Origin of the sequence: Streptomyces sp. NPDC053560, from assembly GCF_044544605.1 — a bacterium.
GTDB lineage: Bacteria > Actinomycetota > Actinomycetes > Streptomycetales > Streptomycetaceae > Streptomyces.
This window is the reverse complement of the sequence record NZ_JBITXI010000008.1, coordinates 64084-86182: the sequence shown is the minus strand read 5'-3', so window position 1 is coordinate 86182 and position 22099 is coordinate 64084. Positions and strand designations below refer to the sequence as shown.

Sequence of the window (22099 nt, the reverse complement as noted above, 5' to 3'; positions counted from 1 at the left end):
GCCCCCCGCGCGGGGGGGGGGGGGGGGCCGGGGGGGGGGGGGGGGGGGGGGGGCGGGCCCCCCGCCCCCCCCCCCCCCCCCCCCCACCGGCTGATCGACGCGCGCCTCAGTCGGCCAGCAGGGCCGTGATGGCCTTGTCCAGGGCGCCGCCGACGTCCTCGATGTGCAGGTGGCGCCCGTCCTCGACGATCGGCTCGCCGCCGACGACGACATGACTGACATCGGCGGCGGTGCCGGCGAAGACGGCGTGGGCCAGCGGATCACCGGCCCGCGCCCCCGCCGTACGGGGCGAGTCCAGCCGTACGGTGGTGAGATCGGCGAGCCTGCCCGGGGCGATCCGGCCGGCGGTCCAACCGAGCGCGGCCGTGCCCGCCGAGGTCGCCGCGGTGAGGAGTTCACCGGCGGTCCAGTGGCCGCGGCGGCCGCTGATCAGCCGCTCGTCCAGTTCGATGGCGCGGGCCTCCTCCCACAGGTCGATCATCATGTGCGCGTCGCTGCCGAGGCTCAGCGGCGTGCCGGCCGCCGCCAGCCGGCCGGCGGGGCCGATGCCGTCGGCGAGGTCGCGTTCGGTGGTCGGGCACAGGCAGACGCCGGTGCCGGAGCCGCCGAGCAGCGCGATGTCGGCGGAGTCCAGGTGCGTGGCGTGCACGGCCGTCGCGCCCTCGCCCAGTACGCCCTTCTCGTGCAGCAGGCGGGTGGGCGTACGGCCGTACCGCTGGCGGCAGGCGGCGTTCTCGGCGGGCTGCTCGGAGAGGTGGACGTGGAGCGGCACGCCGCGGCGCCGGGCGTCGTCGGCGACGAACGTCATCGCCTCGCGCGGCACGGCGCGCACGCTGTGCACGGCCGCGCCGATCCGCAGCCGCTCGCCGTCCCGCAGGGCGCGGGTGCGCAGGGCCCAGTCCTCCGCGCTGCCGTCGCTGAAGCGCCGCTGCACGCCCTCCAGCCGTCTGCCGTCGATATCGGCCATCAGGTAGCAGGTGTCGAGGAGTGTGAGCCGGATGCCGGCGTCGGCCGCCGCGCCGGCGAGCGCGCGGCCCATGGCGTTGGGGTCGTCGTACGGGGTGCCGTCGGGGTTGTGGTGGACGTAGTGGAACTCGCCCACGGCGGTGATGCCGGACAGCGCCATCTCGGCGTACGTGGCGCGGGCGAGGGCGTACATCCGGTCGGGGTCGAGGTGTTCCGCTGCGTCGTACATGACGTCGCGCCAGCGCCAGAAGTCGGTGACGCCGCTCTGGCTGCGGCCGCGGATGGCGCGGTGGAAGACGTGGGAGTGGGTGTTGGCCAGGCCCGGGACGGTGAGTCCGGGCAGTCGGACGGCACCGGGGGGTGCCGGGGTGTTGTCGGTGACGCGGGTGATCCGGCCGTCGGCCACTTCTATGAGGACTTGCTCGGCGACGCCGGTGCCGCCGAGCCAGGCGTATTCGCAATGAAACGTCATCCGGCCTCCCTGACGACGGGCCGCCCGGCCGGTCACGCACCGCGGCGACCACGAAGCTCTCCGTCAACGGTAGTTGATCTCCGTACGACTGGGAACGCCTCTGACGGAGGTGGCCTCAAGGGGGCGGTGGCGGGGGCGAGTTCAGGATGTCCGGGGCGGTCCGGAAGGGCCTTCTTGCGCCACCGCTGCCGGTGCGGGGCCCGTGCTGCCCCTGGGCTGGATACGGGGCAGTGGTTCCTGGGTGTGGCCTGCGGGGGCGCCGTCCAGCAGGGCGGTGAGGGCCTGGGCCGCGTGCCGGCCGAAGGCGGCGGTGTCGCGCAGCGGCGCGGTCAGCGCCGGGTGCACGCTGCGGCACAGCACCGAGTCGTCCCACGCGACCAGGGAGAGCCGGTCGGGGACGGGGATGCCGCGTCCGGTGGCGACGGCCAGCCCGGCGACGGCGAGTACGTCGTTGTCGTAGATCAGGGCGGTGGGCGGCTGCGCCTGGTCCAGCACCCGGCGGGTGGCCGCCGCGCCCTCGCTGTCGGAGTAGTCGGTGGTCACCGAGGCGGCGTCGGTGAGCCCGAGGCGGGCGGCCTCGGTGCGCAGGGAGGCGATCCGCCGCTGGGTGTGGGCGAATTCGGGCAGTCCGGCGATGTGCGTGATACGGCGGTGGCCCAGCGCGTGGAGATGGCCGACGATCGCCGCCATGATGCCGGCGTCGTCGGCGCCGAGGGTGGAGACCGCCGGCGGCTCGCCGTCCTCCGTGCCCCGGTCGGCGGCGCCGATCATCACGGCGGGCAGCCCGAGCCCGCCGAGCAGGCCGGGGCGCGGGTCGTCCTGGCGCGGGTCGACGACCAGGACACCGTCCACGCGGTGCTCGGCCCACCAGCGGCGGTAGGTCGCGCACTCCGCATCCAGCCCCTCGACCACCTGGAAGAGCAGCCCCAGCCCGCGCCGGGAGAGCTCCTCCTGGATGCCGGAGACCAGCTGGAGGAAGAAGGACTCCACGCCGAGGGTGCGGGCGGGGCGGGCCAGGACGAGCCCTACCGTGGCCGAGCCCTCGCCGGACAGCGCGCGGGCGGCGGCGCGGGGCTGCCAGCCGAGCTGTTCGGCGACCCGGCGGATGCGCTCCCGGGTCACGGGCGAGACGCCGGGGCGGTCGTTGAGCGCGAAGGAGACCGCGCTCTCGGACACCCCGGCGCGCAGGGCGATGTCCTTCATGGTCGGCCGCCGGGCCGGCGTACGGCGCATGCTCCCTCTTCCGCTTCCCTACTAATGCGCTTGAGTGCGGAAAGACTAAAGCGCATTAGCGATTCGCGCAAGAGTCCCGCACTCACCGCTCTGACCTGCGATTTCGAGGGGAGGAAAAGAAATTCTCGAAAAGAGTGTTGACGTAACTCTGCGGCTGCGGGCACCTTTTGGGACGCCCACCCAGGACCGACCGAAGGAGCCGCGCGTCCATGCGCACTTTCCGGGGTACCCGTGTGCCGAGACCCGCCCGTACCGCCGTACCGCTGCTGGCGGGCGCGCTGCTCCTGAGCGCGTGCGGGGGCGGTGCCGACAGCGGCGGCAGCGCCCCCGACGGCAAGGTCGGCGGCCACATCACCTTCCAGACCTGGAACCTGCGGGCACAGTACAAGGACTACTTCAACGGCCTCATCGACGAGTTCGAGAAGGCGCACCCCGGCACGAAGGTGAAGTGGATCGACCAGCCGGCGGAGAACTACCCCGAGAAGCTCAGCGCGGACGCCGGCGGCGGCACCCTGCCCGACGTGGTGAACGTCTCGCCCGACCTGTCCTACCCGCTGGCCAAGGCGGGGCTGCTGATGAACCTCGACAAGGAACCGGTCACCGCCAAGGCCGAGCGGGACTACACACCGGAGGCCTGGCAGGGCAACGAACTCCCCGGCCTGGACGGTGCGTACGCCTTCCCCTGGTACCTCAACACCGGCCCGCTCTTCTACAACAAGGCACTCTTCAAGAAGGCCGGGCTGGACCCGGAGAAGCCGCCGACGACGTACGACGCGCTCTTCGCCGACGCCGGGAAGATGGCGAAGTCCTCCGGCGGGAAGGTCGCCACGCTGGCCGGGGTGCCCGCGATCGAGGACTTCGGGCGGTACGGCGTACGGCTGATGAACGCCGACGCGACGCGGTTCACGTACAACGAAAAGCGCGGCGTTGAGCTGCTCACCGCGTACAAGAAGCTGTTCAGGAGCGGCGGGCTGGACTCGCAGGCGCTGAGCGCCACGCCGGAGAGCGCCGGCCGGAAGTTCCTCCAGCAGCGAGTGGCGATGAACCCGGGCAGCGCGCACGATCTGGCCAACTTCAAGGAGAACGCACCGGATCTGTACAAGAACCTCGGCATCACCGACGCGCCGGCCAACACCGGCAAGCCCAACATGTACGTGATGGGCCTCGGCATCAACGACCGCAGCGCGCACAAGGCGACGGCCATCGCCTTCGCGCGCTTCGTCACCAACCAGCGCAACCAGGAGTCCTTCGCGCACCAGGTCGCGGTCTTCCCCAGCACCAAGGGCTCGCTGGACAAGCCGTACTGGACGAAGGACGACGGCACCGACGAGGGCCGGGTGCGGGTGGCCTCGGCGAAGATGCTGGACGGCGCGGTCAACTACACACCCGTGGTGATGACGGAGGAGATGAAGACCGTCCTGCAGAACGAGGTCGCCAAGGCGCTCCAGGGCGACAAGTCGCCGAAGCAGGCACTGGACGACGCGGTCGCGCAGAGCAACCGGCTGCTCCAGCAGGGCTGAGCGATGAGCGCACGTACCCATCGCGCGGCCAGCCCCTGGCTCTTCCTGCTGCCCGGCCTGGCGGTGGTCGCGGTCTTCGTCCTCCATCCGTTCCTCAGCACGGTGCAGCACGCCTTCACCGACGCGCGCACGCTCACCCCCGGTGTCTGGGTGGGGCTGCGCAACTTCCAGGAGATGCTGCACGACCCGCAGTTCTGGACCGCGCTGCGCAACAGCGTGCTGTACGTGGTGGTCGTGGTGCCCTGCACGGTGCTGCTGCCGCTGCTGGTGGCCCTGCTGGTGGAGAAGCCGCTGAAGGGCGTGGTGTTCTTCCGGGCCGCCTTCTACACGCCCGTGGTCGCGTCCGTGGTCGTCGTCGCGCTGATCTGGGTGTGGATGCTGGACGACCGCGGGCTGCTCAACAGCATGCTGGAGGTGGTGGGCGCGGGCCCGGTGTCCTTCCTCGGGGATGCCTGGCTGGTACTGCTGTGCGCGATGGCCCTCACCGTATGGAAGGGCCTCGGCTATTACATGATCATTTACCTGGCGGCGCTGGCGCAGGTGCCCAAGGAGCTGCACGAGGCCGCGGCCGTGGACGGCGCGGGGCCGCTGCGCCGCTTCGTCACCGTCACCGTTCCCGCGGTGCGCTCCACGATGGTGCTGGTCGGCGCGCTCTCCTCGGTCGCCGCCTTCAAGGTGTTCTCCGAGGTGTACCTGCTGGCCGGGCCGACCGGCGGGCCGGCCGGTGAGGACAGCACGCTGGTGATGCTCGTCCAGCGCTCCGGCACCGGGCTGTCCGGGCGGGTCGGCTACGCCTCCGCCCTGTCCCTCGTCATCTTCTGCATCGCGCTGCTGCTGATGCTGCTGGTGCTGCGCGCCGACCGTAAGGAGAAGACCGCGTGACCCGCGTCGGCCGCACGGAGCGGATCGTGCGCTACGTGCTGATGCTCGCCGTGCTGGCGATCTCCGTCGGCCCCTTCCTGTGGCAGCTGTCCACCTCGCTCAAGGGCCCGAACGAGAACATCTACCCCTCACCGCCCTCCTTCGTCCCGCACGATCCGACGCTCGCCAACTACGGCGAGGTGGCCCGCATCATCCCGGTGTGGGACTACACACTGAACTCGCTGAAGGTCGCGGCCGCCAACGTCCTCACCAACTGCTTCGGCGCCTCGCTCGCCGGATACGCGCTGGCCCGGCTGCGGTTCCGCGGCCGTACGGCGGCCGGTCTGGTCTTCGTCGCCGCGCTGCTCGTGCCGCTGGAGTCGATCATCATCGCGCAGTTCACCACCATGCGTGACCTGGGCCTGAACAACACATTGGTGGCCGTGGTGCTGCCCGGCAGCGTCGGGGCGCTCAACGTGCTCCTGATGCGCAACGCCTTCCGCGCGATCCCGTACGAGATCGAGGAGGCGGCCGTCGTGGACGGCGCCAACGTCTGGCAACGCTTCTGGCGCATCGCACTGCCGTCGGTCAGGGGCACGCTCGCGGTCGTCGCGATCTTCGCGTTCATGGGCGCCTGGGACGACTTCCTCTGGCCGCTGATCGTCCTCTCCGACCCCGACCGCTTCACCCTCACCGTCGGCCTGAACTTCCTGCACGGAACCTTCGCCGACAAGCCCCGTGTGGTCGCGGCCGGCACGATCATCGCGGTCGCCCCGCTGATCGTGCTGTTCGCGTGCCTCCAGCGGTACTTCTTCCGCGGCGTCGGCGAGGGCGCGGTCAAGGGCTGACTCACCACCGAAGGGACAGGACCCCTGCGTATGCCCCCCTTGCGCTTCGGCGTGAACTACACGCCCACCCGCGGCTGGTTCCACCACTGGCTCGACTTCGACCTGGACGAGGTACGCGCCGACCTGGACTCCGTCGCCGCACTCGGCCTGGATCACGTACGCGTCTTCCCGCTCTGGCCGCTGTTCCAGCCCAACCGCACCCTGATCCGGCCGCGCGCGGTGGACCAGCTGGTCGCGCTCGCCGACGCGGCCGCCGACCGCGGCCTGGACGTCGCCGTCGACGGCCTCCAGGGCCACCTCTCCAGCTTCGACTTCGTGCCCGCCTGGACCACCACCTGGCACCGCCGCAACCTCTTCACCGACCCGGACGTGGTGGGTGCCCAGGCCGCTTACCTGGAGACGCTGGCCGCGGCCCTCACCGACCGGCCGAACTTTCTCGGCATGACGCTCGGCAACGAGACCAACCAGTTCTCCGGCGACCCGCACCCGGATCCTGACAGGATCACGCCCGACCAGGCGAGCGCATGGCTGGAACGGATGCTGGCCGCCTGCGAGCGGGGTGCGCCGGACCGCCTCCACCTGCACGCCTCGTACGACGCCGCCTGGTACCTCGACGGGCATCCGTTCACCCCGGCCCACTCCGCCACGCTCGGTGCGCTGACCGCCGTGCACGCGTGGGTGTTCAACGGGACGGCGCAGCGGTACGGGCGGGAGTCCACCGCCACCAGGCAGCACGCCGCGTACCTCATCGAGCTGTCCAAGGCGTGGGCGGAGGACCCGGCCCGGCCGGTGTGGCTCCAGGAGGTGGGCGCGCCCGCGCCGCACATCCCCGCCGCGCACGCGCCCGCCTTCGTCCGCGACACCGTGCGCGCCGCGCTGGACTGCCCGGACCTGTGGGGCATCACATGGTGGTGCTCGCACGACGTGGACCGGGCGCTGGCCGACTTCCCGGAGCTGGAGTACAGCCTCGGGCTGCTGACCAACGACCGCGAGGCCAAGCCGGTAGGACGGGCATTCGCCGATGCCGTGCGGGAGGAGCGGGCCGCGCCCCACTCCCCCGCGCCGCGCACCCTCGCGCTCGCCGTGGAGAGCGGTACGCCGTGCGCGCCCGGCGGGCCGGTCTTCGAGGCGTGGATGCGGCTCGCGGAGAGCGGCCTGCGACCGGCCTGCGTACGGCGTGAACTCGCTTATGACGCAGCGCACTTGAAGGCGCGCGGCATCACGGAAGTACGCACCCCCGAAGAGGCCTGATCCCGTCCCCGTCCTGAGGAGCCCCACCGTCATGCACGACCACCGCACCACCACCGAAGCCCGACTCAAGCGGGTCCTCGAAGAGCGCCTGTGGCCCGCCGTGTATCCGGAGTCGGTGCCGCTGACCGTCGGCGTGTGGCACGCGCCCGGCGAACCGGTCCCGGTCGCCGAGGGCATCGCCGCACCCCGCACCCCCATCGAGCCCGGCGCCCCCTGGGGCCCGCCGTGGGGCACCAGCTGGTTCACGGTCAGCGGCACCGTTCCCGAGGAGTGGGCGGGCCGGACCGTGGAGGCGCTGCTCGACCTGGGTTTCGACGAGAACATGCCGGGCTTCCAGTGCGAGGGCCTGGTGTACCGGCCGGACGGCTCACCGGTGAAGGGGCTGAACCCGCGGAACCAGTGGGTTCGGATCGGTGCGCCCGTGCGCGGCGGTGAAGAAGTGCGCCTGCACGTCGAAGCCTCCGCCAACCCCGTCATCCTGGACTACCACCCCTTCCTCCCCACCGAGCTGGGCGACCGGGAGACGGCCGGTGACGTGCCGCAGTACAAGCTCGCCCGGCTGGACCTGGCCGTCTTCGACACCACCGTGTGGGAGCTGGTGCACGACCTCGAAGTGCTGGGCCAGCTGATGGCCGAGCTGGGCGAGGACACGGCGCGCCGGTGGGAGATCCTGCGCGCGGTGGAGCGGGCGCTGGACGCGGTGGACCTCCAGGACATCGGCGGCACTGCGGCCCGCGCCCGGGAGCAGCTGACGGAGGTGCTGTCCGCGCCCGCCCACGCCTCGGCACACCGGATCAGCGCCGTCGGGCACGCGCACATCGACTCGGCGTGGCTGTGGCCGCTCCGCGAGACGGTGCGGAAGGTGGCACGTACCGCGTCCAACATGACCGCGCTGCTGGAGGACGAGCCGGACTTCGTGTACGCGATGTCGCAGGCGCAGCAGTACGCGTGGCTGAAGGAGCACCGGCCCGAGGTGTACGCGCGGGTGAAGAAGGCGGTGGCGGACGGCCGGTTCGTGCCGGTGGGCGGCATGTGGGTGGAGTCGGACACCAACATGCCCGGCTCCGAGGCGCTGGCCAGGCAGTTCGTGCACGGCAAGCGGTTCTTCCTGGAGGAGTTCGGGGTCGAGACCGAGGAGGTGTGGCTGCCGGACACCTTCGGGTACTCGGCGGCGCTCCCCCAGCTGGTGCGGCAGGCCGGTGCGAAGTGGTTCCTGACCCAGAAGATCTCTTGGAGCCAGACCAACAAGTTCCCGCACCACACGTTCTGGTGGGAGGGCCTGGACGGCACCCGTGTGTTCACGCATTTCCCGCCGATGGACACCTACAACGCGCAGCTGTCGGGCAAGGAGGTCGCGCACGCGGCCCGCAACTTCCGCGAGAAGGGCGCGGCGTCCCGCTCGCTGGCGCCGACCGGCTGGGGCGACGGGGGCGGCGGCACGACCCGCGACATGCTGGCGCGGGCGCGGCGGCTGGCGGACCTGGAGGGCTCGGCGCGGGTCACGTTCGAGAAGCCGGCCGACTTCTTCGCGAAGGCGGAGGCGGAGTACCCGGACGCGCCGGTGTGGACCGGTGAGCTGTACCTGGAGCTGCACCGCGCGACGCTGACCAGCCAGGTCCGTACGAAGCAGGGGAACCGGCGCAGCGAGCATCTGCTGTACGAAGCGGAGCTGTGGTCGGCGACGGCGGCGGTACGCGCCGGCCACCCGTACCCGTACGAGGAGTTGGACCGGCTGTGGAAGGAGGTGCTGCTGCACCAGTTCCACGACATCCTGCCGGGCACGTCCATCGCGTGGGTGCACCGGGAAGCGGCCGAGCGGTACGCGCGCATCGCGGCCGAGCTGGAGGAGCTGATCGGGGCTGCGCAGCGGGCGCTGGCGGGCGATCCGGCGGCGGGCACCACACTGGTGTTCAACGCGGCCCCGCACGGCCGGGAGGGCGTGCCGGCGCGGGGCGCGCTGCCCGAGCCGGCGGCGCCGAACGGCACCGGTTGCGTGCCGCGCGCCGGCGGCGGCTACGTGCTGGACAACGGGCTGCTGCAGGCCGAGATCGACGGCCGGGGGCTGCTGGTGTCGCTGTACGACCTGCGGGCCGAGCGGGAGACCCTCGCCCCGGGCAAGGCGGCCAACCTGCTCCAGCTGCACCAGGACTTCCCGACGATGTGGGACGCCTGGGACGTGGACGAGTTCTACCGCAACACGGTGACGGATCTCGTCGAGGCGGACGAGGTGACGGCGGTGGACGGCGGCACGGCCGGGGCCATCCGCGTGCGGCGCACGTTCGGCGACTCGTCCGTCACGCAGGTGCTGACGCTGCCGCCGGGCGCGGCGCGGCTGGAGATCGCGACGGAGGTGGACTGGCACGAGACGGAGAAGTTCCTCAAGGCGGCCTTCCCCCTCGATGTGCACGCCGACCGGGTGGCGGCGGAGACCCAGTTCGGCCACCTCTACCGGCCCACGCACACCAACACCAGCTGGGACGCGGCGAAGTTCGAGGCGTGCGCGCACCGGTTCGTGCATGTCGAGGAGCCGGGCTGGGGCGTCGCGCTGGTGACGGACTCGACGTACGGGTACGACGCCTCGCGCGCCGCTCGCGAGACGGGCCGCGGCACCACCACGACCGTACGGCTGTCCCTGCTGCGGGCGCCGCGCTTCCCCGACCCGCGCACCGACCAGGGCGTGCATCGCTTCCGTTGCGCGCTGGTGCCGGGCGCGGGGCTCGGCGACGCGGTGCGGGAAGGCTGGGCGCTGAACCTGCCGGAGCGGCGGGTGACGGGCGCGGCGGCGGTGGAGCCGCTGGTGTCGGTGGCCGACGACGCCGTCACCGTCACGGCGGTCAAGCTCGCGGACGACGGCAGCGGGGATGTGGTGGTACGCCTGCACGAGGCCCGCGGCGGACGCGCCCGCACCCGGCTGAGCTGCGGATTCCCCGTGGCGTCCGCCGTGCGGTGCGATCTGCTGGAACGGCCGGCCGGGGACGGCGGGGAGGAGTGCGAGGACGGCGTACTGGACCTGGCGCTCCACCCCTTCGAGATCGTCACCCTGCGGCTGGCCCGCGGCACGACCGGTGAGGCGTGACGTGGCCATCGGGTGCGCGGGCCCGACGGCGGTGACTCACTCGCCGTAGACGTAGGGCGTGGTGGTCGTCAGGGCGGCGAAGCCGAGCCGCTGGAGGATGGGGCGGCTCTGGTCGGAGGCGTCGACCTGGAGGTAGCGGTGGCCGCGCGCCGCGGCGATGCGGACGCGGTGGGCGATGAGAGCGCGGTAGAGGCCGCGGCCGCGCCACTCCGGGAGGGTGCCGCCGCCCCAGAGCGAGGCGAAGGGGGCGTCGGGCGGCAGTTCCGCGCGGGCCGCGCTCACCGGGGTGTCGCCGGCCATGGCGACGACCGCCGCCACCGTTTCCGGCGCCTCGGCGAGCCGGTCGAGGAGCTGGGTGCGGAAGTGGGCGCGGCCGGGCCCGAAGACCCGTTCGTGGACGGCGACCATGAGGTCCACGCCGGCGGGGCCGGTGACCTCTTCCAGCCGGATGCCGTCGGGGAGGTCGACGGCGGTGGGCAGGGCAACGGTCTCGGCGACCATCAGGGTCTCCTCGTCCTCGGGCTCGAAGCCCGCGGCGCGCAGCCGCTCGGCGAGGCAGGCAGGGCGGTCGTGGGCATGCAGCTTCCACTCGAAGACGCGGCCGAGCGCGGTGAAGTGCTCGATCTGGGCGGTGATCGCGGCGTCCACGGTGGCGGTGGTGAGGTCCGACCAGAGCACACCGTTCCAGCCGTCCGCGGTGCCGGCGGTCTGCCGGACGACGCCGTCCACCCGCTCGATCCGGGCGCCCGGCCCGTCCGGCCGGGCATCCTGCCGCATGCGCCGGTCGTACTCCGTAAGCACCGATTCGTGATTCATCCGCACACTTCAGCAAGGAGCATGCTTTCGGACAACCGAATTTGCGCCCCGCAATGTGTGGTTGCGGGGGTGCGGGCGGGTAGGCAGTCTGCGGTTCGCTCCTCGCTGAAGGTACGGAAGCGGCTGGTTCGCCGATTCGCACCACCTCAGTTGCAGATTTAGGTTTGCCTAACCTAACGTAACGACGCGTGGTGATGAACGAACCACCAGCCACCGAAGCCCCGTTGGCCGGCGCCCATCGCCGTCCCGCACCACCCCGGACCAGAAGGGGCCCTCTCATGCGGATGCATGTGCTCGCACTCAACCCTACCGACTCGGTCACCGACGGCTTCCTGCCCGCCGCCGCCCGGCTCGGCCTCGACGTCACCGTGCTGACGGACCGGCCCGCAGCCCACCGCGGAAAGTATCCGGACGCCGAGCTCGTCGAGTGCGACGTCCACGACGTCCGCGCGGTCATCGGCCGGATCGCCGCGCTCGGCCCCGGCGACGCGGTCTTCACCAACAGCGACCACCTGCAGACCCAGGCCGCGCTGGCCGCCGAATATTTCGGCCTGCCCGGCAAGGACTGGCGCGCAGCGCTGCGTGCCAAGGACAAGGCCGAGATGCGCCGCCATCTCGCCGCCACCGGCCTGGACACCGTACGGTCCGCGCAGCTCGCCCCCGGCGAGGACGCGGAGGCACTGGCCGCCGGCCTGCCGTACCCCTGTGTCGTCAAGCCCCGCGAGGGCGTGGCCAGCGAGGACGTCGTGCTGGCGGACGGCCCCGGCGAACTGGTCGAGCGGGTCGAGGAGATACGTTCCCGGCGTCCGGAGGCGACGCTCGTCGCCGAGGAGTACCTGCCCGGCGAGCTGTACACCCTGGAGACCCTGGGTGACGGCCGGACGCTGCACGTCCTCGGCGGCTTCCACACCGCGGTCTCCGCTCCCCCGGCCTTCATCGAGGAGCGCCTCGCGTTCGTCGCCGCCCACCCCGAGCCGGTCACGGCGCAGGTGTTGGCCCAACTGGACGCGTTGGGCGTCGGTTTCGGCGCCTGTCACACCGAGTTCGTCGTCCACGAGGGCCGGGCCCGGCTCATCGAGGTCAACTACCGCGCCATCGGCGACCAGTGCGACCTGCTGCTCGCCGAGGTGCTCGACGTACCGCTCTTCGCCCACATCCTCCGTACCCACCTGGGTGAGCCGCTGCCCGCCGGCCTCGGTGCACGGACCGACGGTGCGGCGGGCGTGTGGTACGCCCTCGCCGACCGCGCCGGCACCCTCACCGCCGCGCCCGCCGCACAGGACCGTACGGCCGACGGGGTGCGCCTTTCGTACCGTCCGCTGCGCGCCGTCGGCACCGAGCAGCCGCACCACCGCACCAACCGCGACTACCTCGGCGCACTGCGGGCCATCGGCAGCGATCAGCGGGCCGTCGACCGGGCGGTCGAGGCGTTCTTCGCCACCGAGCGCTGGGAGATCACCCGGTGACCGCCCCGACGGGGGCCCCGGCCGGGCCCGGGACGGACCGGGCGCCGGAGGAGCGCGCGCTGCTGGTGCGTGTGCTGAGCACGCTGCTGCGGGAGGACGTGGTCGGCCTGCGGACCCGCAGCACGGTCCTGGACCGCCCGGACGGGCCGTGGCTGCGGCTGCCCGCCCGGACCGGCGAGGCGCTGCTCCTGCCGCTGGCGCCCGACGGCTACCAGGCCGAGTACGCAGCCCGGCTGCCGCTGCTCGTCCGCGAGTCCAACGGCACCCGGCTGACCGGCACCGGCGAGGTCCTCGCCGCGCTGCGGGCGCTCGCCGACCCGCTCGACCGGGACGGCTTCGACGCGTTCGCGGCGGAGTGCCGGGAGGCCCTGGCGGCACTGCGCCTGCACACCGCCACGCACGACGAACTCACCACCGCGCTGGCGGACCGGTACGGCCCCGATCCCGCCCACTGGACCGGCCCGGCCGCGGGGCTCGCGCACGACGCGCTCGCCGCCCGCCTCGACCACCCGGTGTACCCGGCCTCGCGCGGGCGCGCCGGCCTGGACGAGGCCGGGCTGCGGGCGTACGCACCGGAGTTCCACCCGCGTTTCCCGCTGCGCCGGCTGCTGCTGCCGCGTACCGCGGTCACCGTGGCGGGCGACGCGGACGGCCACGCGCCACTCGTCGATGACTCGGACGCCCCCGAGCAGAGTGCCACTCACTTCGCGTTACCCGTGCACCCGTTGACCGTCGGGGCACCGCTGGATGCCGCGCTGCGCGAGACGGGACTGGCCGGAGAGGCGGTGCTGTCCCCGCGCCCGGGGCCGCTCGCCGTGCCGACCCTGTCGATGCGCACGGTGGCGCTGGCGGCCGACCCACTGCTGCACCTCAAGCTGCCGCTGGCCACGGCGACGCTCGGGCTGCGCAACCGGCGCACCATCAAACCCGGCACACTGGTCGACGGGGCAGCGGGCCAGCGGCTGCTGGAGACGGTCCTCGCGCGCGAGCCGCGTTTCCGGGAGTCGGTGCTCCAGGCCGACGAGACGGTGTACGCGCACGCCGGGCACGAGCTGCTCGCCGTACTGTGCCGCCGCTACCCGGCCGGGCTCGCGGGAAGCACCGTCGTCCCGCTGGCCGCGCTGCTCGCCCCGGCCCCCGGCGGCCGGCTGGTCATCGACCACTTCGCCGACCGGTTCTACGGCGGCGACCCGCTCGCCCTGCTCGACGCCTTCCTGACCCTGCTGTTCGACTGGCAGACCACGCTCTTCGGCTATGGCATCGGCCTGGAGTCCCACCAGCAGAACGTGTCGCTGGTGCTGGACGGGACGGGACCGCGCGGGACCCGGCTGCGGCTGCTGTTCAAGGACAACGACGGGCCCCGGATCAACACCGTGCGGCTGCGGGAACGGCTGGGCCGGGACGCGCCGGGCCCCGCGGACTTCGCCGACCGGCGGATCTGCGGCGACAGCGACGGGCCTGTGTGCGAGGTGTTCACCACCATCACCGTCCACCTGTGCGCCGGCTCCTACGCCTTCGGGCTGGCACGACACGGCCGGGCCCCGCTGGACCGGCTGCTGGCGCTCGTCCGCGACCGGCTGGCCGAGGCCGTCGAGCGACTCGGCACCGGCCCCGGAGAGCCCGGCGCCGTCCTGCGCGCCCGGCTGCTGGACGCCCCGCGGCTGCCGGTCAAGGCCATGGTGAGCGCCGGCACGCTGCTGACGAAGGAGCGCTCGGGCGCTGCCGACATCAACAAGCACTACACCACGGGCCCCAACTACCTGCTGCCGACGGCGGGCGTCCGGTGAACAGCGGCCCCGGTGCCCGCCCGCGCACCCGCCCGACCGCCATGGCTCCCCGCCCCCTTCCCCCGTCTTCCCGCTACTCGCAGGAGCCCCTGATGCCCCCGCTGACCAATCACGCCACCGGACGGACCGAAGCGCCCACCGCCGCCCCCACCGGACTGCCGACCGCCGACGACGCCGTGGCCCACACCCTGCTCAACTGCCTGCTCCGCGAGGTCTCGGGACCCGAGCACCAGACCGCCGTCCACCGGGGCCACCTGCTGCTGCGACTCCCCCGCCGCGGTGTCCGGCTGCGCGTCGCGCTGCGCCGCACCTCGCTGACCGGTGCGCACCGCTTCACCGGTCCGGTGGCCGAACGCGACGGCGAGGGCTGGACCGAGATCGACTGGCGCCGGCTGGCCGAGTACGTGCACGCGGAGCTGACCCTGCGGACCGGCGTCACCAACGACGAGTTCCTGTCCCAGGTCGCCGCCGGCCACCGGGCGACCACGGCGGCCCTGGCCGCCCGGGATGCCCGCGCCCCCGACGACGCCGGCGCCGCCCAGCACGGCACCGGCGACTGGCGCGACACCTACGTGGCCTCCGAGCAGTCCCTCGTCCTCGGCCACCGCTTCCACCCCACCCCCAAGGCCCGCACCGGCGACCCGGAGGCCTGGCGAGAGTACGCGCCCGAGACCGGCGGCACCTTCCCGCTGCTGCTCCTCGCCGTACGCGACCACCTCATCGCGGAGGAGACCGCGGCGCCGGACGCCGCCGATCCGCTGGACGCGGCCGCCGTACCGGTCCCCGACGGGTACCGGCTGCTGCCCGCACATCCCTGGCAGTACGAGCTGCTGCGCGACCACCCGGGGCTCCGGGTCGCGCTGGCCCGTGCCGACATCCGCGTCCTGGGCAGGGGCGACGTGCCCTACGCCGCGACCGCCTCGGTCCGCACCCTCTACACGCCCGACACCTTCCTGAAGTTCAGCCTGAACGTCCGCATCACCAACTGCCTCCGCAAGAACGCCCGTTACGAACTGTCCGGCGCCGTCGCGCTCACCCGGCTGCTCGCCCCCGTCCTGGACGACCTGACCGCCCGCTTCCCCGGCTGCGCCGTGCTCCGCGAACCCGCGTACCGCAGCCTCGCTCTCCCCGGCCCCGACGGCACCACCGACACCGCACTCCTCGAAGGGTTCGGCGTCATCGTCCGCGAGGGGCTGTCCCGGCGCCTGCTGCCCGGCACCACACCCCTGCTCGCCGCCGCCGTCGCCGACGAGTACCCGGCCGGCCCCGCGCACCTCTCCCGGCTGCCGGCCGGCACCGACCGGCCCACCGCACTGAAGTGGTGGGCCGCCTACCTCGACCTGCTCATCCCGCCGGTACTGGCCGCCTATTTCGACCACGGCCTGGTCTTCGAACCGCACCTGCAGAACGTGCTGATCTGTGTCGACGGCGACGGCATGCCCGCCCAGGTACTGCTCCGCGACCTGGAGGGCACCAAACTCGTCGACGACCGGCACACGGACACCCTCGCCGCACTGCCCGCCGAGGTCGCCGGGCCGCTGACCTACGACGCACAGCGCGGCTGGGACCGCGTCGTGTACTGCCTGCTGGTCAACCACGTCGCCGAACTGGTCGCCGCGCTCGCCGACCTCCACCCGGACAGCGAGGCCGAACTGTGGCGCGAGGTACGCCGCACCCTCCGGCGCCACGCGGACCGCCACGGCTGCCCGCCGCGGCTGGCCGCACTGCTCGCCGGCGTACCCCTGCCCGCCAAGGCCAACCTGCTCACCCGCTGGGCCCGCAAGCCCGACCGCGCGGCCCGCTACGTCCCGTTGCCCTCCCCGCTCGCCGAATCCGTCCTCTCCGCCACCACGGGGACCGCCCGATGACCGAACCCACCCCCGCGGTCCGCGCGCACGTCGACACCCTGCGCCCCGAGGACCTCCCCTCGTACTGCTATGACCTGACGGCGCTCCGCGACCATGCCGCCCACGTGCGGGCCGCCCTCCCCGGCCGCGTCGAGCTGTACTACGCCGCCAAGGCCAACCCGGAACCGGAGATCCTGGCCGCGCTGCGCCCGTACGTGGATGGCTACGAGGTCTCCTCCGGCGGTGAGCTGACGCACGTCCGCAAGGCCGTGCCAGGCCTTCCCCTGGCGTTCGGCGGCCCCGGCAAGACCCCGGCCGAGCTGGCCGGAGCGCTGACCGCCGGCGTCGAGCGCTTCCACGTGGAGAGCCTGCACGAGCTGCACCTGCTCGGCCACCTGGCCGCACGGCACATCCCGGGCCGGCGCGTCGCCGTCCTGCCACGCGTCAACCTGCCCGTCGACGACGGTTCCCTGGACGGCGTCCCGCTCGCGATGGGCGGCCGCCCCGCCCCCTTCGGCCTCGACCCCGCCGACGCCGACGAGGCCGTGCGCCTGCTGGCCGACGACACCTACCCGCAGCTCGAACTCCGGGGCGTGCACGCCCACTTGGCGAGCGGGCTGGCGGCGGCGGAACAGCTCACGGTCGCCGGGGCGGTCATCACCTGGGCCACCGCACTCGCCGCCCGCCACGGCGTCCCGCTCTCCGAGGTGGTCGTCGGCGGCGGCATGGCCGTCGACTACACCGACCCGGCGGCCCGCTTCGACTGGGCGGCCTACGGCGCGGGCCTGGCCCGGCTCACCGCCGCCCACCCCGGCCTGACCCTGCGCATCGAGCCGGGGCGCGCCCTCACGGCCTACTGTGGCTGGTACGTCACCGAGGTGCTCGATGTGAAGCGCAGCCACGGCGAGGAGTTCGCCGTCGTCCGGGGCGGCACCCACCACCTGCGCACCCCCGCCACCAAGGGCCACGACCAGCCCTGCACGGTACTGCCCACCGGCACGCCCTGGCCGCACCCCTGGCCCCGCCCGGCGGCCAACGGTGACCGCGTGACGCTGACCGGTCAGCTGTGCACGCCCAAGGACCTGCTCGCGCGGCATGCGCCGGCGGCCGGGCTCCGGGCGGGCGACCGGGTGGCGTTCGGGATGGCCGGGGCCTACGCCTGGAACATCTCGCACCACGACTTCCTCATGCACCCCCGCCCCGGCTTCCACTTCCTGGGCACGCCCGAAGAATGCTGAGGCCGTCCGGTCCCGGTGTCCAGTGGGGCGTGCCCGTCCGGGACCGGGTTCGTGCGGTCGGCGACGTATCCGGTGGACACCGGGGCGCGGCGGGACGACGCTGGACCGACGACATTCGCACCCGTATGTCACGGAGGGGAGCCACCATGTCGCAGGCAGCACCCCACGCAGCGGGCCCCAAGCAGCCCCGGGCGCACGGCCCGGAGAACGTCTGGGCGGCCAGCGGCACGCTCTTCGCCGGGGTCCTGATGCTGGTCTCCGGGGTCCTGGGCGTCCTGGAGGGCATCGCCGGCATCGCCAACAACCAGGTGTACCTGCTGAGCAACGAACTGACCGGCACTTACGTCTACGAGTTCGACACCACCGTGTGGGGCTGGATCCACCTGATCCTCGGCATCGTCGTGGCCATCACCGGCTTCGGCCTGCTCAAGGGCGCCCGCTGGGCCCGCACGTCCGGCATCGTGCTGGCGGGCCTGTACGTGATCGCGCACTTCATGTGGCTGCCGTACCAGCCCGTCTGGGCCACGGTCGGCATCGCGCTCGGCGTCTTCGTCATCTGGTCGCTGTGCACGGACCGCACCCGCTACATCCCCTGACGACAGCGGTGCCGGCGGCCCGTCGGACCGCCGGCACCCTGATGCACCGTCAGCGCTGCAGCACCGACGCCAGTGCCTTGCCCAGCCCGGCCCGCGCCTCGTCCTCCGTACCGGGCGCGCTCTCCTGACGCCAGGCGATACAGCCGTCGGGACGTACCAGCAGGCAGCCGGACTCGTCGGTGCCGCACAGCCGCCGCCAGTCCCCGTACGCGTCCCGGGCGGCGTCCGAGCCGATCCGTACCGTACGGAGCGGAATGCCGAGCCCGGCCGCACAGGACTCCGCCGCGATCTCCCACACGGTCCCCGAGACGCCGGTGACCAGCGTGAACCCGCCCTTCCCGACGAGGTCGAGGGTCGAGACGCGGTGCCCGCCGGCGTCCGTCAGCCAGACGTGCGGCAGCTTCGCGCCGGGCCGGGTGCTGGGCTGGTGGTACAGCTCCCGGTCGCGCGGCCACTCCTCCGCCGCACCCCCGTCGTCGAGGACGGCGGCCGAGACGTACCGCTGGTTCAGCTCCACGCCGTGCGCGTTGAACTCGTAGTTCTTCAGCTCGATCGCCGCGTCCAGCTCGCGCCGCCGCCGCGCGCCCTCGGCGTCCGGCGCGCGGCAGGCGGCCAGCGCGCCCGCGATGCCCTCCTGGTCGGCACCGCCGCCGACGCCCAGCGCCTGGAAGATCGGGCCGAACTGATCGCGGCTGAGGTTGGCACGGTCGACGATCTGCCGGCCGACCGGCGCGCGCTCGGCGGTGTAGGTGTCGAGCAGCCCCTCGCCCGCCTGGCCGCGCACCACCATCGCCAGCTTCCAGGCCAGGTTGTGGGCGTCCTGCACGGAGGTGTTGGAACCGAGGCCGTTGGACGGCGGATGGCGGTGCACGGCGTCACCCGCGCAGAAGACCCGGCCGGTGGAGTAGCGGGTGGCGTAGGTGTGGTTGACGGTCCACAGCGAGGTCGAGGTGATCTCGACGTCGATCGAGTCGTCACCGATCAGATCGTGGACGATCCGCCGGGCCTCGGCGCCGTCGATCTCCGGCGGCGCCTCGTCGATGTCGTACCCCCACGTCAGCAGCCACTCGTTCCAGGGCCGGACCATCCGCACCAGCCCCATGCCGATACCGCCGGTCTCAGCGCCGGGACGCATCACCCAGTACAGGACGCTGGGGCGGTGGGCGACATGTGCGCTCAGGTCGGCACGGAAGACGATGTTCATGCTGCCGGCCTTGCCCTCCTGCCCGGCGATGGGCAGGCCCGCCTGCTCGGCGACCCGGCTGCGGGCACCGTCCGCACCGACCAGGTAGCGGGCCCGGACCGTGAACTCATCGCCCCGCAGCCGGTCGTACAGGTACGCGGTGACACCGTCCTCGTCCTGCTCCAGGCGGACGAACTCGGTGTCGAAGCGGACCTTTGCGCCGCGCGCCGCGGCGTTGCCCACCAGGATCGGTTCCAGGAGGTGCTGCGGCAGGTCGGTCATCGGGCAGGGGCTGGCGGCGGTGTACTCCGTGAGCCGGTCGTCACCCGTCCCCCAGGTACGGATGCGCCCGATCTCCTCGCCGGTCAGCGCGGTGCACAGCACCGTGTCACCCATCAGGTGCTGCGGGGTGCCCGCGGCCAGCGCCTGCTCCTCGATGCCGAGGTCGCGCAGCACCTCCAGGGTGCGCTGGTTGGTGATGTGGGCACGCGGGGTGTCGGCCGTCCAGCCGTACTTGCTGACCAGGGTGGTGCGTATGCCGTACGTGGCGAGCAGCAGGGCGGCGCTGCTCCCGGCGGGTCCGCTGCCGACGACGAGGACGTCCGTGTCGTAGGCGGAGTCGGGGATGGTGCGGTCGGTCATGTTCTTACCGGTCTCCGGGGGTGGGTGCGGGGGCGAGGCGGAAGGTGTAGTCGAGGGAGCGCCACGGGCCGTCGGCCGGGCGGCCGTCGGGGGTGGGCCCTTGATGCTCGGGGAAGTCGACGACCAGCGCGTCCTTGACGCCGAAGACGGTGTCGTCGTCGATGTGGGCGCCGCCGGCGACGAACAGTTGGGTGACGAGCGTGTGCCGCCCGGGCGCGCTGATCATGAAGTGGACGTGCGGGGCGCGGTAGGGGTGCCGTCCGACCGCGGCCAGCATCCGTCCCACCGGGCCGTCGTCGGGGATCGGGTACTCCGAGGGCAGGATGGAGCGGAAGCGGATGCGGCCCTCGTCGTCCGCGCGGAAGCGGGCCCGCAGCTGCGGGCCGTCCAGATCGGGCAGCTGGACGTCGTAGTAACCGTCCTCGTTGGACTGCCAGACATCGGCCACCGCGCCCGCCAGCGGCTTCCCGTCCAGGTCCGTGACGCGCACGGAGGCATACATCGGCGTACCGGACAGCCCCTCGGCGAGGTCCGCGCCGTCCGGCAGCGGCGGCGGCCCCTCCACGTAGAACGGTCCGAGGACGGCCGACGGGGTGCTCTCCGCCGTGCGGGAGTTGGTGAGCAGGTCGACCGCGCTGGAGATGCCGAGGGTGTCGGAGAGCAGGATGAACTCCTGCCGGGTGTCCGTGCACTGCTGCCCGGTGCGGGTCAGGAAGTCGATGGCGTACCGCCACTCGGCGTCGGTGAGGTCGTTGTCGGCGACGAAGCCGTGCAGCCGGCGGGTGAGGTCGGTGAGCAACTGCCGCACCCGGGCGTCGGGTGCACCGGCGAGGCTCGCGGTGACCTGTCCGAGGAGGGTGTGCAGGGAGTCCGCGAGGGGCTCGGCGGGGGCCGGGCGGCGGCCCTCGAAGGCGTCGGCGAGGAGCTGAGCGATCCCCTCCCTGGTGACCTCGCGGGGGTTGGGATAGGGCGTTGCGGTGGCGAGTTCGGCGGCGCGCGGCAGATCGGATTCCGCCAGACCGAGGTCGGCGAGGTTCGTCGGGGCCCCGAGGCGGCGGATCAGGTCGTGGACGGCGGTGGGCGCGTCCGGGGCACCGAGCGCGCGGGCGATGCGGCGCATGGCGTCAGGCACCGCGGGCGCGTTGTGGGCCATGGCGTACGGGAGGACGACGGTGTGTGTGGGAGCGTGCGGCAGCCCGAAGGAGCCGCCGAGGGTGTGGCACAGCTTGTGGTGCAGGCCCATGCCGACGCTGCCGAGGCAGGTCCCGGCCAGCCAGGCGGCCTCCAGCGCGTCGGCGCGCGCCGCCCGGCCGCCTGGCTCGGCGGCGATCCGGGGCAGCGCGTCCGCGAGCAACTCGATCGCCCGCAGCGCGAGCTGATCCGTCACCGGGTCCGTCTCCGGCGCGTACAGCGCCTCGACCGCGTGCGCCATCGCGTTGATACCGCTGGTGACGGAGACCGGTACCGGCAGGCCGAGGGTCAGGTCGACGTCGTACAGCACCGTGCCCGGCCGGATCTCCGGGGCCGAGCGGGTGGTCTTCACCCCGTTCTCCGTCTCGCCGAGCACCGCCGTGGCCTCGGAACCGGCGTACGTGGTGGGCACGACGACCTGCGGCAGCCCGGTCCGTACGGACAGCGCCTTGGCCAGCCCGGTGGTCGACCCGCCGCCGACCGCCACCAGGCAGTCCGCGGCCGACTCCCGGACGACGGCCAGGGCCTGTTCGGTGACCTCGACGGGGGTGTGCATGACGGCACCCGTGAACTCCCCGGCGGCCGCCGGCCCCAGGAGCTCCCGGACCCGGCGGGCGAGGTCCGCCCGGCCCGGCGTGCTGAGGACCAGGGCACGTGTGGCGCCGAGGCGGCTCAGCTCCTCGGGCAGGCGCCCGATCGTCCCGGCACCGAAGACCACTCGGGTGGGGTGGCCGGCGTAGGTGAATGCGCGCATAGGACTCCGCTCCGACTCCGACGGGTGAACAGGACGCCGCGTAACGGCAGTAGTGGCAGTGACGGTGGAGCATCGCGGATCGACCGCGCCGCCGCCCCGACACCGGAATGATCATGCCCTGCCGCGATGGGGGGAAACGCGGGGGGTGGGGGTGGGGCGGGGCCATGGGGGTGGGGTGGGGGCGGCGGACCGTTTCCGCCCGCCTTCTCCCCCATGGGGGTGACGAGGTCCCCTTCTCAACACAGTACTTGGGGGTACTGACATCGCACCGCCCCCACCGCTCCCGCCCCCGCTTTCTCCGCCACCCCGCCCCTCCCCCTCCCTCAACGCGCGTACTCTACAAGCCTGTAGA

15 protein-coding genes are annotated in these 22099 nt (G+C 73.0%); 10 read left to right on the top strand and 5 right to left on the bottom strand.

What is annotated here, in order from left to right:
• Window positions 1–106 precede the first annotated feature (106 nt).
• Together ACIGQF_RS20115 and ACIGQF_RS20110 are read right to left on the bottom strand one after the other, a co-directional pair.
• The gene (locus ACIGQF_RS20115) at window positions 107–1438 is read right to left on the bottom strand and encodes a formimidoylglutamate deiminase (RefSeq protein WP_399711808.1); all 1332 of its coding nucleotides are present in this window, start codon (window positions 1436–1438) and stop codon (window positions 107–109) included.
• A gap of 141 nt (window positions 1439–1579) precedes the next feature.
• A complete protein-coding gene (locus ACIGQF_RS20110) occupies window positions 1580–2671 on the bottom strand; it encodes a LacI family DNA-binding transcriptional regulator (protein WP_399711806.1) in 1092 nt (363 codons plus the stop codon).
• A 209-nt stretch (window positions 2672–2880) separates the two neighbouring features.
• On the opposite strand from ACIGQF_RS20110, the gene ACIGQF_RS20105 reads away from it, so the two are divergent.
• Genes ACIGQF_RS20105 through ACIGQF_RS20085 form a run of 5 tightly spaced genes read left to right on the top strand, consistent with a single transcriptional unit; the run spans window position 2881 to window position 10227 of the window.
• Window positions 2881–4191, top strand: a complete 1311-nt coding sequence (locus ACIGQF_RS20105) for an ABC transporter substrate-binding protein (RefSeq protein WP_399711804.1) — start codon at window positions 2881–2883, stop codon at window positions 4189–4191.
• 3 nt (window positions 4192–4194) lie between these two features.
• On the top strand, window positions 4195–5073 hold the full coding sequence (locus ACIGQF_RS20100) for a carbohydrate ABC transporter permease (RefSeq protein WP_399711802.1): 879 nt from the start codon (window positions 4195–4197) through the stop codon (window positions 5071–5073).
• 41 nt (window positions 5074–5114) lie between these two features.
• Entirely contained in the window at window positions 5115–5900 is a 786-nt protein-coding gene (locus ACIGQF_RS20095; protein ID WP_399712596.1) for a carbohydrate ABC transporter permease, read from the top strand.
• A 30-nt stretch (window positions 5901–5930) separates the two neighbouring features.
• Entirely contained in the window at window positions 5931–7151 is a 1221-nt protein-coding gene (locus ACIGQF_RS20090) for a glycosyl hydrolase (protein ID WP_399711799.1), read from the top strand.
• A 31-nt stretch (window positions 7152–7182) separates the two neighbouring features.
• Window positions 7183–10227 (top strand): alpha-mannosidase, encoded by a 3045-nt coding sequence (locus ACIGQF_RS20085; protein WP_399711797.1) that lies wholly within the window; start codon window positions 7183–7185, stop codon window positions 10225–10227.
• Between the two features lie 36 nt (window positions 10228–10263).
• Here the strand turns inward: ACIGQF_RS20085 and ACIGQF_RS20080 are convergent, their stop codons facing one another.
• Window positions 10264–11043 carry a GNAT family N-acetyltransferase gene (locus ACIGQF_RS20080; RefSeq protein WP_399711795.1) on the bottom strand — a complete coding sequence of 260 codons (780 nt, stop codon included), beginning with the start codon at window positions 11041–11043 and terminating at the stop codon, window positions 10264–10266.
• A gap of 278 nt (window positions 11044–11321) precedes the next feature.
• On the opposite strand from ACIGQF_RS20080, the gene ACIGQF_RS20075 reads away from it, so the two are divergent.
• From ACIGQF_RS20075 to ACIGQF_RS20055, 5 genes are all read left to right on the top strand, one after another.
• Window positions 11322–12509: an acetyl-CoA carboxylase biotin carboxylase subunit family protein gene (locus ACIGQF_RS20075; protein WP_399711793.1), complete on the top strand. Its 1188-nt coding sequence runs from the start codon at window positions 11322–11324 to the stop codon at window positions 12507–12509.
• Window positions 12506–14296: an IucA/IucC family protein gene (locus tag ACIGQF_RS20070; protein ID WP_399711792.1), complete on the top strand. Its 1791-nt coding sequence runs from the start codon at window positions 12506–12508 to the stop codon at window positions 14294–14296. Before ACIGQF_RS20075 ends, ACIGQF_RS20070 begins: the two co-directional genes overlap by 4 nt.
• Window positions 14297–14388: 92 nt before the next feature.
• Window positions 14389–16164, top strand: a complete 1776-nt coding sequence (locus ACIGQF_RS20065) for an IucA/IucC family protein (protein WP_399711790.1) — start codon at window positions 14389–14391, stop codon at window positions 16162–16164.
• Complete coding sequence (locus ACIGQF_RS20060) at window positions 16161–17381, top strand: type III PLP-dependent enzyme (protein ID WP_399711788.1); 1221 nt, start codon at window positions 16161–16163, stop codon at window positions 17379–17381. Before ACIGQF_RS20065 ends, ACIGQF_RS20060 begins: the two co-directional genes overlap by 4 nt.
• A 146-nt stretch (window positions 17382–17527) precedes the next feature.
• A complete protein-coding gene (locus tag ACIGQF_RS20055; RefSeq protein WP_399711786.1) occupies window positions 17528–17977 on the top strand; it encodes a hypothetical protein in 450 nt (149 codons plus the stop codon).
• Between the two features lie 49 nt (window positions 17978–18026).
• On the opposite strand, the gene ACIGQF_RS20050 is transcribed toward ACIGQF_RS20055, so the two are convergent.
• Together ACIGQF_RS20050 and ACIGQF_RS20045 are read right to left on the bottom strand one after the other, a co-directional pair.
• A complete protein-coding gene (locus ACIGQF_RS20050; protein WP_399711784.1) occupies window positions 18027–19802 on the bottom strand; it encodes an FAD-dependent oxidoreductase in 1776 nt (591 codons plus the stop codon).
• A 4-nt stretch (window positions 19803–19806) separates the two neighbouring features.
• A complete protein-coding gene (locus ACIGQF_RS20045; RefSeq protein WP_399711782.1) occupies window positions 19807–21747 on the bottom strand; it encodes a maleylacetate reductase and hydroxyquinol 1,2-dioxygenase domain-containing protein in 1941 nt (646 codons plus the stop codon).
• Window positions 21748–22099 lie beyond the last annotated feature (352 nt).